Consider the following 12,013-nt stretch of genomic DNA (forward strand, 5'->3'; position numbering starts at 1 on the left):
AGGTTTAAGGCGAAAGCGCCGGAGGACGGCTAATGCGACGCTCATTAGTGCTCGTCATTGCGAGCGAAGCGAAGCAATCCAGAATCTTTACGAAGACTGGATTGCTTCGTCGCTTTGCTCCTCGCAATGACGAGATGTGAGGCCGCGCGCACGATCATGCCTCGACCGCCCGGCCCTTGAGCGCGAACAGGCCGCGCGGGCGCTTCTGGATGAACAGGATGATGAAGACCAGCACCAGGATCTTTCCGAGCATGGCGCCGGCGTAGGGTTCCAGGATCTTGTTGACGACGCCCAGGCTGAGCGCTCCGGCGAGCACGCCCCACAGGCTGCCCACGCCGCCGAACACCACCACCATGAAGCTGTCGACGATGTAGCCCTGGCCCAGGTTCGGGCTGACGTTGCCCACCTGGGACAGCGCCACGCCCGCCACCCCGGCGATGCCGGAACCCAGGCCGAAGGTCAGCGCGTCCACCCAGCCCGTGCGGATGCCCATGGCGGACGCCATCGGGCGGTTCTGCGTCACCGCGCGCATCTGCAGCCCGAAGCTGGTGTAGCGCAGCGCGGCGGCCACGGCGGCGATGACGGCGAGCGCGAAGAGGATGATGGCGATGCGGTTCCAGGTCAGCACCAGCCCCGGCATCGCCTCCCACGCCCCCGTCATCCAGGCGGGGTTGGCGACCTCCTTGTTCGGCGCGCCGAAGATCGAGCGCACGACCTGCTGCAACATCAGCGAGATGCCCCAGGTGGCGAGCATCGTCTCCAGCGGGCGGCCGTAGAGGAAGCGGATGACGCCGCGCTCCAGCGCCACGCCGACGGCGCCGGCCACCAGGAAGGCGGCGGGGATGGAGACGATCAGGTAGGCGCCGACGAACCCCGGCGGCAGCCAGGCGCGGAACGCCTCCTGCACCACGAAGGCGGTGTAGGCGCCCAGCATGATCATCTCGCCGTGCGCCATGTTGATGACGCCCATCACGCCGAAGGTGATGGCCAGCCCCACGGCCGCCAGCAGCAGCACGGAACCGAGGCTGAGCCCCTGGAAAAGGTTGAGCGTGACGTCGACGACCATCTGCCGGCGGTCGATGGCGGCGACCAGGGTCTCGGCCGCCTCGCGCACCACCGCCTCGCCGTCCTTGGTCAGCGGGGCGACCAGGGCGCGGACCTCCGGCGTCAGGGTGCCGGACAGCTCCTGGATGGCCTTGAGGCGCGCCACGGGGTCGGTGTGGGCCAGCGACAGGCGGGCCAGGATCTGCGTCATGGCGGCCTTGATGCCCGGATCGCTCTCGCGTTCCAGCGCGGCGCGCAGGCGGGCGACGGTTTCGGGCGAGCTGTCGCGGGCCATGCTCTCCACCGCGGCGCGGCGGCGCGCGGGGTCGGGCGAGGCGATCTCCAGCGTGCCCATGGCGGATGCCAGCGCGGAGCGCAGCGCGTTGTTCACGGTGATCTTGGTCAGGTCGCGGCTGGCGGCGGTGCCCAGGACCTGCCCGGTCAGCGGGTCGGTCATGGTGACCTCGCGGCCCTGGACGGCGCCCAGCACCAGCTTGCCGTCGTCCTTGCGGACGAACAGCGTGCCCTCGGCCATCGCCTGGAGCACGGGCAGCGCCCGCGCGTCGCCGGTGGCGGCAAGGCGGTCGGCAGCGGCGGCCTTCTCGGCGAAGCCGTCGGCGGCGAGGCCGGACAGCGCCTGCGCGAAGGCGGCGTCATCAGCACGGGCCGGGGCGCTCAACAGCGCCAGCGCAAGCCCCAGCGCCGCGAACCAGCGGACGAATGGCATTTCGGAAACCTCCCCGTTTTCCTCCCTCCCCCGCCCCGGGGGAGGGCCGGGGTGGGGGTAGCGCAAGGATCCTTGCACCACCCTCACCCGGCCGCCTTCGGCGGCCACCCTCTCCCCAGGGGGGAGAGGGGACGGCGCCCTTACTTCATCTTCGCGAACTTCGGCTCGGTGCAGTTGCCGCAGACCCAGGGGAAGGTCCAGTCGGCGGTCAGCTTGGCCGATTCCGGGATGAACGGGGACCACGCGTCGGCCTTGATCGGGCCCTTGGTCTGCCAGACGATCTGGAACTGGCCGTTGCCCTGGATCTCGCCGATCATGACCGGCTTGGACAGGTGGTGGTTGGTGTTCATCGCGATGTCGTAGCCCGACGGCGAGCGCACCTTCTGGCCGTACATGGCCTGACGCACGGCGTCGACGTCCGTCGAGCCGGCCTGCATGACCGCCTGCGACCACATCTTGAAGCCGATGTAGGTGGCCTCCATGGGGTCGTTGGTCACGCGCTTGTCGTTCTTGATGAACGTCTTCCACTGCTTGATGAAGCCGTCGTTCTCGGCCGAATCCACCGACTGGAAGTAGTTCCAGGCGGCCAGATGCCCGACGAGGTTCTTGGTGTCGATGCCGGCCAGCTCTTCCTCGCCGACCGAGAAGGCGACGACCGGGATGTCGGTGGCCTTGATGCCCTGGTTCGCCAGCTCCTTGTAGAAGGGAACGTTGGCGTCGCCGTTGATGGTGGAGACCACCGCCGTCTTCTTGCCGGCCGAGGCGAACTTCTTGATGTCCGCGACGATCGTCTGCCAGTCGGCATGGCCGAACGGCGTGTAGTTGATCATGATGTCGTCCTTGGGCACGCCCTTCGAAATCAGGTACGCCTCAAGGATCTTGTTGGTGGTGCGCGGGTAGACGTAGTCGGTGCCGGCCAGCACCCAGCGCTTGGCCTCGCCGCCGTCCTTGCTCATCAGGTAGTCGACGGCCGGGATCGCCTGCTGGTTCGGCGCCGCACCGGTGTAGAACACGTTGCGCGAGGACTCCTCGCCCTCGTACTGCACGGGGTAGAACAGCAGGCCGTTCAGCTCCTCGAACACCGGCAGGACCGACTTGCGGCTGACCGAGGTCCAGCAGCCGAACACGACCGAGACCTTTTCCTTGGCCAGCAGCTCGCGCGCCTTCTCGGCGAACAGCGGCCAGTTGGACGCCGGGTCGACGACGACCGCCTCGACCTTGCGGCCGAGCAGGCCGCCCTTCTTGTTGATGTCGTCCACCATCATCAGGACGGTGTCCTTCAGCGTCGTCTCGCTGATCGCCATCGTGCCCGACAGCGAGTGGAGGACGCCGATCTTGATCGGCTCCGCCGCCTTCGCGGCCGTACCGGCAAACAGGCCGGCGGCCAGCGCGCCGCCAAGCGCCCACCCCTTCAGCCCCAGCGCCTTCATGCTCATGCTCTACGCTCCCCATTCAACGGGTTAGGTCAGGACGGGCACCTCCTTCGCAAGCCCGATGCCAAACGGACGACCGTGGCGAAACGGGGGATTTCCAAAGACGCTCGATTGCTTTGCACCCGCACCATTGCCTGCATTTTGATCACAATTGCATGCAAGGCGCATTTTTAGGCAATGCCGCGATGCTGTGCAGGCAGGCAGGGCCAAACCGGCGGGAGCGCGGCCGCAACCGCCTTGCCCTGCCGCCGCCCTCCCCCCATAGTCAGACAGCCCATCGCCAGACAGCTTCACGCCCAGGAACGGACCATGGCCGAACTGCACCACTTCCGCCGCCCGCAGCCGCCGCGCCGTACGCGGTTGAGCTGCACGACGCTCGCCTGGATCATGCTGCTGGCGGGCGGGCTGGCGGCTTTCCTGTCGCTGTTCGTGCCGCCGCTGCGCGGCCTGACCACGCTGGTCGGCCTCGGCGTCGCCATCGGCGGCTACGTGGCGCTGTACGACCGCTGCCGCTGAAGCGTCCGACGTTGGGTTTTCGCTGCGCTCAACCCAACCTACCGGCCCGTCGTAGGTTGGGTTGAGCGCAGCGAAAACCCAACGTCGCTGCCCCCGTTGAAGTACAGGCACGTCCGCCGGGCCCGGCGGGGCGACACGCCTGTCCAGGCCTACGGGAAAACACGTATGCGACAATTTATCATTATTTTAGTCTCTTCGTCATAATACGGATGCCGTATTGTGCAGGCACGGACGGATATCGGACGAGAGAACCGAAAAAATGCGCGACACCGGGCCCATCACCAACCGCGAAGTCCTTCTGGAAGACGGCACCCTCCTCGTCTCCCGCACCGACCCGAAGGGCAAAATTACGTTCGTCAACAAAGCCTTCGTGGACATCAGCGGCTTCTCCGAGCAGGAGTTGCTGGGCGCACCCCACAACCTCGTCCGCCATCCGCACATGCCGGCCGGCGCCTTCGCCGACCTGTGGGAAACCATCAAGGCCGGCCGCCCGTGGGAAGGGCTGGTGAAGAACCGCTCGAAGAGCGGCGACCACTACTGGGTGCGCGCCAACGTCACGCCGCTGGTCGAGAACGGCGCCGTCACCGGCTACATCTCCATCCGTTCCAAGCCGTCGCGCGCCCAGGTGGCGGAGGCCGAGCGGGTGTACGAGCTGTTCCGCACCGGCAAGGCCAACCACCTGACGGTTAAGGAAGGCGTGGTCGTGCACTCCGGGCTGGTGCACCGGCTGGCCGATCTGGCGGCCAGCGTGACCGGGCGCGTCGCCGGCTCCTTCGCGCTGATGGCCCTCCTGGCCACGGGCGCCGGCTGGGCCGCGTGGGGCGATTCGAACCCGCTGGCGGCCATCGCCGTCACCGCCGGTTCGGCGGTGCTGGCCGCCGCGCTGTCGATGCTGGTGCTGGGCACGGTCAAGCGGCCGCTGCTGCGCTTCGAGGCGCATTTCGACGCCATCGCCCGCAACGATTACCTGCACGAGATCGAGACGCCCGCCGCACCGGAGTATCGCCGCCTGGGCGCGCTGCTGCGCGCCATGAAGGCCAAGCTGGGCTACGCCGTTCAGGAACGCGCCGAGCAGGAACGCCGCGCCCACGAGGATCGCCGCCGCGCACTCCTGGAAATGGCCGAGACGGTGGAGCGCGAGGCCGGTGACGCCGTCAACCAGGTGGCGTCGCGGACCAGCGCCATGGCGCAGGGCGCCGACCTGATGGCCGGCTCGGCCGACCGGGTCAGCCAGAACTCCCAGGGCGTGGCGGCGGCGGCCGAACAGGCGCTGGCCAACGCCCAGGCCGTCGCCGCGGCCACCGAGGAGCTGGCGGCCTCGATTCGCGAGATCACCTCCCAGGTGTCGCACGCCGGGTCCGTCACGGCCATCGCGGTGGAGGACAGCAAGCGCACGGAAACCGCCATCCAGACCCTGTCGGACACGGTGGGGCGCATCGGCGACGTCGCCAAGCTGATCGCCGACATCGCCGGGCAGACCAACCTGCTGGCGCTGAACGCGACCATCGAGGCGGCGCGCGCGGGCGAAGCCGGCAAGGGCTTCGCCGTCGTGGCGTCGGAGGTGAAGAACCTCGCCAACCAGACCGCCCGCTCGACCGAGGAGATCACCCGCCAGATCGGCGAGATCCAGGCGGCGACGCGCGAGGCGGTGGCGGCCGTGTCCGGCATCGGCCGGACCATCGGCGACATCGACCACATCTCCGCCTCCATCGCCGCGGCGATGGAGGAGCAGGCCGCCGCCACGCAGGAAATCAGCCGCAACGTCGCCGAGACGAGCGCTGCCGCGCAGGAGGTGTCGTCGCTGATCGCCTCCGTCTCCCGCGATGCCGACGAGACGCGCGGGCAGGCCACCGAGGTGCACGCCAACTCCGACGAGGTGGCGGGCAGCATCCAGGCGCTGCGGCAGGTGCTGGTGCGCGTCGTGCGCACCTCCACCAAGGACGCCGACCGCCGCATGGCGATGCGCTACCGCTGCGATTCCGACTGCATCGTCCGGGCGGGCGGCGGCGACTGCAAGGCCAGGTTGCAGGACATCTCCGAGGGCGGCGCCACCATCGTGGGCGGCCCGAACCTCGCGGACGGGCAGCGCGGCACCCTGTCGGTACCCAGCCACGGCATCGAGGTGGCGTTCGAGGTGCGCTCCAGCGGCGCGCAACGCCTGCACGTCAGCTTCCGCGACGTCGGCGGCCCGACGCGGGCCTCCCTCCAGACCCTCATCCGCCGCCTGTCGCCTGTGGCGGCGTAAGGCGAACATCACAGCACGTCGGGCCGCGCCGCGCTTCGCGCCGGCGCGGCCAGACGGTATCAGCGTCAGCGCCGCGCCCGCCGGGCGACGGCCGCCAGCAGGCCGGCCAGCACCAGGAACAGCGCCGCTCCCCCGCCCCACACCCGGACGTAGCCGGGCATGCCCAGGCTGGGCACCAGCGCGTAGACCGCCGCCAGCGCCGCCCACACCGCGGCGATGGCCAGCGTCAGCCACAGTTCGTCGTTCTTCATGACGGCTCTCCCGCTCTCAATGGCCGTGGCCGCCGCCAAGGGCGACGATGGGCAGGGACTGGATCACCTGGAAGGCGGCGATGGTGAAGACGTACATGGCCGCCACCAGCGCCGCGACCGACACCGGCCCCGTCCAGGCCGGCGCCGCGCCGACGCCGCGCGGACCCGCGCGCAGGTCGGTGACCGGCGGCACGATCTCCGACCGGCGCCACGACAGCAGCGTGCGGACGACGCCCCAGGCGGTGACCGAGATGGCCGCGGCGAAGACCGTGGCGCCGACGCCGACCAGCGCCATCAGCACCGGCCACGCCGCCGGCGCCTGCCCGCCGTAGGCGACGTCGAACACCCGGCGCGGCACGCCCATGACGCCCGCCGCGATGCCCGCCGCCCCGAACACCAGCAGCCCCAGCGTGACGAACGCCGGCATCCGCGCCAGCAACGCCGGGCGCCACAGCGCCCCGCCGCGCAGGGCCGGCAGAATGACCATCAGCGCCGCCAGGAAGGTCTGCGTCAGCACGCCGACGGCGAAGAAGTGGAAGTAGCCGGGCACGAAGAAGGTGTCCGACAGCATCGGCGCCAGCCTCTCCTGGATCAGGACGAAGGCGAAGGTGATGCCCAGCATCATGTTCACCGCCGCCCAGCCCATGTTCGCCATGGCCGGGTTGCGCCACGGCAGGCCGCGCATCCAGCCGAACAGGCCGGTGGCGCCGCGCGCCCGCGCGCTCGCCTCCAGCGAGGAGACGATAATGGCGAAGGCCGCCAGCGTCGGCACCGAGACGAACAGCGACAACAGCGAGCCCACCACCCGCACGCTCTCCGACAGGCCGGGCTCCAGGAACATGTGGTAGAGGCTGGTCGGCGGCACGAAGACGAGGTAGGCGGCGAACACCGCCTTGGACAGCCGGGCGCCGTGGATCGAGGTGACGCCGGTCAGGTGTTCGGTCAGCACGTACCACACCAGCACCGTCGCCATCAGCGGCAGGTAGTGCAGGTTGTGGAACAGGATGTGCCACTCCGTGCCGTGGTCCGCCGGGAACGGCCCGGCGCCCACCGCCCACAGCACGCCGGGCAGGAAGGCGTTGGCGGCGGCGATGGCGCTGACCACCAGGAAACCGGCCCAGGCGAACAGCGCGAACCCGACGGAGGTGAACTCCTCCGCCTCGCCGCGTAGGCGCGGCTGCAGCACCGTGGCGATGCCGCTGCCGGCGGACGCCGTCAGGCCGGCGGCCAGCAGCAGGTACCCCAGCGCGAAGAACCCGACCGAGCGCGGGTCGTCCATCGCCAGTTCCGGGCTGCCGTCGTAGAGCAGCGGCGTGCCGGTGGCCGAGATCCACTCGCTGACGGCGAAGCCGGCCAGCATCAGCGCGGCCCCCAGCCACGCCAGCGGACGCAGTGCCAGCCCCCGGCCGTTCTCGGCGGCCGACAGCACCAGCAGCAGCGCCGCCTGGATCAGGTAGAGCCAGTAGAAGAAGACCGACACGCCGTGCAGCGTCAGCAGCCGGTACGCGTCGTCTGGGAAGAAGGTGAGCGCGCCGGCGCGGGCGAGCGCCGTGACGAACCCGCCGGCGAGGCCCAGCGCCAGCGCCAGCAGCGCCGCGCCGGACAGCACGGCCAGCAGCGCCTTGTCGGCGGACGGCAGGGCGGCGACGCGGGCGGTGAGGGATGACGTGCGTGTGCTCATGGTTCCCTCCCCCCGTCAGGCGGCGACGACGATGCGGCCCTGCATCGCGTCGTGCGCTTGGCCGCAATAGACGGTGCAGTAGACGAGATACTCGCCGGGCCTGGTGAAGGTGACCGTCTGCTCGCTCACCACGTTGGGGCGCAGGCGGATGATGCGGCTGGCGGCCCCCAGGTGGATGGAGGCGCCGTGCGTGATGTCCTCCGCCATCATGCGGAAGCGGTAGGGCACGCCGGCCCGCAGGCGCAGCACGTCCGGGCTGTAGGCGAACTTCTGCGCCAGCAGGTAGACGTCGACCGGCTCGCCTTCCGGTCCGTGGCCCTGGCCGTCCTCGTGGTCGTGGCCGCCGCCGGCGTGCGCGTGGCCTTCCGCCGCCGGGGCGACGCTGCCGTCCGGCTGGGCGTGCTTCTGCACGAAGTACTCGTGCTCGAACCGGAACTCCTCCGGCGGCATGCCGGCGGACGCGCCGTGGCCGCCGCTGTCCGCAGCGTCGGCATGCGGGTTGGCGGCCTGCGGCTCGGCGGCGGCCTTGCCACGGCCGCCGAAGGGAAGCGGGGCGGCGCCATAGGCCGCCCAGGCGCCGTACAGGGAGACGGCGCCGAAGCCCAGCGCGGCGATGAAGCCGCGACGGGTCGTGATATGCCTGTGCTCGGGCATGGCGAGGATCCTCTGATCGCGTGGGTCGGAAACGCGCGCAAGGCCGGGCGTCCGACGCGGCGCGTCGGCGGACCCGGCCGATCAGAGGCTGGTCTTGGGCGGGGGCGGCTCCGGCGCGATGTCGCGGGCGCCGGGAGTGTATTCGGGGCGGGGGTGCCAGACCGCCCGGGCCATCGTCACCGCCACGGTGACGATGCTGCCGGCCGGCGCCTCGGCCGCCGGGCAGCACGGCGCCACGACGGTCAGGGCGGCCCTGTTCGGGTCGCCGTGTGAATCGCCGTGCGGAGGCGCGGGGGCGTGGTGCGAGCCGTGGTGGTCCATCGCGCCGTGATCGGGACCGGCGTGCGCCATGGCTCCGCCCGCCGCGCCCATCACGAGCGCGAAGGCGAACGCCAGGACGGCGACGATGTGGCCAAACCGCTTCATGCCTGCCGAGGACCACGCAACGCCCGGCGGCTGTCCGCTGGGCTGGCGACGACGTTAAGCCCGATCCTAGGACCGGGCATTGACTCGCGTCAACCGAAGTCCCCGCGGCGCTTCCATCGGCCTACCTCGAAAGAGCGCCTTGAGCTTTACCTTGATGCTGCGAAACCATTTCACCTGGCGTGCCCGCGCACCGCAAATCCCAAGGGGCGCGGCAGGCTGGAAAACGCGGCCGGTCAGGACGGCCGAACCAAAAAGGGCCAAACGCAGCACCCGTCGCCGCTCCGCGGATCCTTCGCCGCCGCGATCGACTCCCATGGAACGGCGCATCCCGTGCCTGCGCAGGCGGACCATGGGAGGGAAAATGAAGGCCAAGCATTGGGTGTCCATGGTGCTCGGCGCCACCGCGCTGACGGCGCTGGCGTCGTCGGCGGGCGCCGACAACCTCGGCAAGCTCCAGGATTTCAAGTCCACCGGCGCCTCGCTGCGCATCCAGACGGTGGACCAGGGCGGCGCCCGCGCCGCGCAGATCCGCGAGAACCTGAAGAAGGTCAAGCTGCCGGCCGGCTTCAAGATCGACCTCTACGCCATCGTGCCGGACGCCCGCCACATGGCGGTCGGTCCCAACGTCGGCGTGGTGTTCGTCGGCACGCGCAAGGCCGACGTCTGGGCGGTGACCGACCGCGACCGCGACCGCGTCGGCGACGAGGTCAAGCGCTTCGCGCCGTCCATCGACTTCAAGGTCCCGAACGGCCCGTGCATGAGCAAGGACGGCTTCCTGTACCTGGCCGAGCACAACCGCGTCATGGTCTTCCCGGCCGCCGAGTTCTTCTACGAAAGCCCGGACGTGGCGGTGGAGGTGGTGGCGCAGTCGCTGATCCCGTCGGAGGAGGAATCCTTCAACCACGGGGCGCGCGTCTGCCGCATCGGGCCGGACAACAAGCTCTACGTCTCGCTGGGCCAGCCCTACAACGTGCCCGACAAGGGCAAGCTGACGCTCTACAACGAGCAGGGCATCGGCGGCATCGTCCGCATGGAGCGCAACGGCAAGAGTCGCGAGGTCTTCGCCCGCGGCATCCGCAATTCCGTCGGCATGGACTTCAACCCGGCCAACGGCGAGTTGTGGTTCACCGACAACCAAGTGGACGGCATGGGCGACGACATCCCGCCAGGCGAGTTGAACCGCACGACCAGGGCGGGCCAGCACTTCGGCTTCCCCTGGTACGGCGGCGGCATGGTCCGCACGGCCGAATACAAGGATTCCGAACCGCCGAAGGACGCCGTCGCCCCGGCGGTGGAAATGCCGGCGCACGCCGCCGACCTGGGCATGACCTTCTACTCGGGCAGCCAGTTCCCGACGAAGTACCGCAACGGCATCTTCAGCGCCCAGCACGGCTCCTGGAACCGCACCAAGCCGGTGGGGGCGCGCATCATGTTCACCGAGGTGAAGCCCGACGGCACCAACGGCAAGCCGGAGGTGTTCGCCGAAGGCTGGCTGAACGACGGGACCGGCGAATACCTGGGCCGGCCGGTGGACGTCGTGCAGTACCTCGACGGTTCCCTGCTCGTCTCCGACGACCTCGCCGGTGCGATCTACCGCATCTCCTACAGCGCCAATTGAGGGCAGCGCCAACTGAGAGGCTTGGCCGCGGGGCGGGGCATCGTCCCGCGGCCATCCGAAGCGGGAGCCGACATGATCCACCGCGTTGCCGCAGCGGCCCTGCCGGCCGCCGCCGGGCTGCTTCTCCTCGCCCTGCCCGCCCACGCTCAGGGGGACCCCAAGGCGGGCCAAGCCAAGGCCATGATGTGCCAGACCTGCCACGGCCGCCAGGGCATAACGACCGCGCCGGGCGTGCCGAACCTCGCCGGCCAGAACGAGGCCTACGTCGTGGCGCAGCTGAAGGCCTTCCGCGACGGCACCCGCCGGCACGAGCAGATGACCGTCGTCGCCAAGAGCCTGAACGACGACGACATCCGCAACCTCGCCGCCTTCTACGGCCAGATCAAGGTGACGGTGGCGGAGTAGGCAGGAGCTTCCGCTGCCTTTTTGCCCCTCCCCCCTTGCTCTCGCCGGATCTTTGATCCGGCTGCCGCGACAGGCGGATCCTTTGGATCCGCTGAGAGCGCGGGAGGGGATGGGGAGAGGGGGATTTACGCCCGGAAGGGCGGAAGAGAGTCTTTCTTCCGGGCGTCCGCCCGTAACCACCCTCTCCCCAACCCCTCTCCCGTAGAGGGAGAGGGGCTTTTGACGTACGCACCCTCAATGCCGGGCGTAGACCTTGTTGCCGTCCGGCGCGCCGAACAGAATCACGTCGTACGGCTGGCCGGGGTTGTCCATGCCCGGGGCGGACTGCGGCATGCCGGGGGCGGACAGACCCTTGGCCCGCGGGCGTTCGGACAGCAGCCGCCGGACGTCGCCGGCCGGCACGTGCCCCTCGATGACGTAGCCGTCGACGACCGCCGTGTGGCAGGACATCAGGTTGTCCGGCACGCCGTTGGCGGCCTTCACCGGGTCGACGTCGTCGATGGTGTGGACCTTCAGCGAGAAGCCGGAGGACTGCATGTGCTTCACCCAGCCCTCGCAGCAGCCGCAGGTGGGCGACTTCCACACCTCGACCTGCTGCGCGGAGGCGGGCGTGGTGAAGGCCGTCGCGCCGACCAGGGCGCCGGCAACCAGCAGGACGCCGAGGCCCCCCGCGACGACGGATCTTCTGGACAGGGTCTTCATGGGGAAACTCCCGTTCTTTGGCTTCAGTGGCCGCTGTGGCCCATGTCGAACCGCGCCTGCACCGGCTTCTGGCCGGGCATGGTCAGCGCGGTCACCACCTTGACGCTGTCGTGCGCGCCGCCCAGGTTCGCCTGCCCCTTCAGCGCGTTGGCGCCCGCGGGCTCCAGCGCCACCTTCTGGGTCTGGCGGTTGGCTAGGATGGTTGCCTCGGCCTTGGCGCCGGTCACGTCCACCGGCTTGTCGGCGGCGTCGGTGACGTAGAGCACGACGTCGTTGCCCTTCAACACCAGTTCGGCGTGATACGGTCCGGC

12 protein-coding genes are annotated in these 12,013 nt (G+C 69.9%); 4 read left to right on the top strand and 8 right to left on the bottom strand.

What is annotated here, in order from left to right:
* Nucleotides 1–154: 154 nt before the first annotated feature.
* Both urtB and urtA read right to left on the bottom strand, forming a co-directional pair.
* Complete coding sequence (gene urtB, locus VED21_RS38750; RefSeq protein ID WP_324891863.1) at nt 155–1,771, bottom strand: urea ABC transporter permease subunit UrtB; 1,617 nt, start codon at nt 1,769–1,771, stop codon at nt 155–157.
* 140 nt (nt 1,772–1,911) lie between these two features.
* Nucleotides 1,912–3,207: an urea ABC transporter substrate-binding protein gene (gene urtA / locus VED21_RS38755; RefSeq protein ID WP_414638405.1), complete on the bottom strand. Its 1,296-nt coding sequence runs from the start codon at nt 3,205–3,207 to the stop codon at nt 1,912–1,914.
* 306 nt (nt 3,208–3,513) lie between these two features.
* On the opposite strand from urtA, the gene VED21_RS38760 reads away from it, so the two are divergent.
* Both VED21_RS38760 and VED21_RS38765 read left to right on the top strand, forming a co-directional pair.
* Complete coding sequence (locus VED21_RS38760; RefSeq protein WP_324891865.1) at nt 3,514–3,720, top strand: hypothetical protein; 207 nt, start codon at nt 3,514–3,516, stop codon at nt 3,718–3,720.
* Between the two features lie 259 nt (nt 3,721–3,979).
* Nucleotides 3,980–5,965: a methyl-accepting chemotaxis protein gene (locus tag VED21_RS38765; protein WP_324891868.1), complete on the top strand. Its 1,986-nt coding sequence runs from the start codon at nt 3,980–3,982 to the stop codon at nt 5,963–5,965.
* A gap of 65 nt (nt 5,966–6,030) precedes the next feature.
* Here the strand turns inward: VED21_RS38765 and VED21_RS38770 are convergent, their stop codons facing one another.
* The 4 genes from VED21_RS38770 to VED21_RS38785 form a co-directional block, all read right to left on the bottom strand.
* Complete coding sequence (locus VED21_RS38770; protein ID WP_324891870.1) at nt 6,031–6,216, bottom strand: hypothetical protein; 186 nt, start codon at nt 6,214–6,216, stop codon at nt 6,031–6,033.
* A gap of 16 nt (nt 6,217–6,232) precedes the next feature.
* Nucleotides 6,233–7,897: a cbb3-type cytochrome c oxidase subunit I gene (locus tag VED21_RS38775; RefSeq protein WP_324891872.1), complete on the bottom strand. Its 1,665-nt coding sequence runs from the start codon at nt 7,895–7,897 to the stop codon at nt 6,233–6,235.
* Between the two features lie 15 nt (nt 7,898–7,912).
* Nucleotides 7,913–8,551, bottom strand: a complete 639-nt coding sequence (locus tag VED21_RS38780) for a hypothetical protein (protein ID WP_324891874.1) — start codon at nt 8,549–8,551, stop codon at nt 7,913–7,915.
* An 81-nt stretch (nt 8,552–8,632) separates the two neighbouring features.
* On the bottom strand, nt 8,633–8,977 hold the full coding sequence (locus VED21_RS38785; protein ID WP_324891876.1) for a hypothetical protein: 345 nt from the start codon (nt 8,975–8,977) through the stop codon (nt 8,633–8,635).
* Between the two features lie 361 nt (nt 8,978–9,338).
* Between VED21_RS38785 and VED21_RS38790 the strand changes: the two genes are divergently transcribed.
* Together VED21_RS38790 and VED21_RS38795 are read left to right on the top strand one after the other, a co-directional pair.
* Nucleotides 9,339–10,595, top strand: a complete 1,257-nt coding sequence (locus tag VED21_RS38790) for a PQQ-dependent sugar dehydrogenase (protein ID WP_324891878.1) — start codon at nt 9,339–9,341, stop codon at nt 10,593–10,595.
* 72 nt (nt 10,596–10,667) lie between these two features.
* The gene (locus VED21_RS38795) at nt 10,668–11,000 is read left to right on the top strand and encodes a cytochrome c (RefSeq protein WP_324891880.1); all 333 of its coding nucleotides are present in this window, start codon (nt 10,668–10,670) and stop codon (nt 10,998–11,000) included.
* Nucleotides 11,001–11,234: 234 nt separating this feature from the next.
* Here the strand turns inward: VED21_RS38795 and VED21_RS38800 are convergent, their stop codons facing one another.
* Complete coding sequence (locus VED21_RS38800; RefSeq protein WP_324891882.1) at nt 11,235–11,702, bottom strand: DUF411 domain-containing protein; 468 nt, start codon at nt 11,700–11,702, stop codon at nt 11,235–11,237.
* A 23-nt stretch (nt 11,703–11,725) separates the two neighbouring features.
* Nucleotides 11,726–12,013: hypothetical protein (locus tag VED21_RS38805; RefSeq protein ID WP_324891884.1), on the bottom strand; the 288-nt coding region annotated here is incomplete at its 5' end.

This window comes from Azospirillum sp. (genome assembly GCF_035627195.1).
Lineage (GTDB): Bacteria > Pseudomonadota > Alphaproteobacteria > Azospirillales > Azospirillaceae > Azospirillum.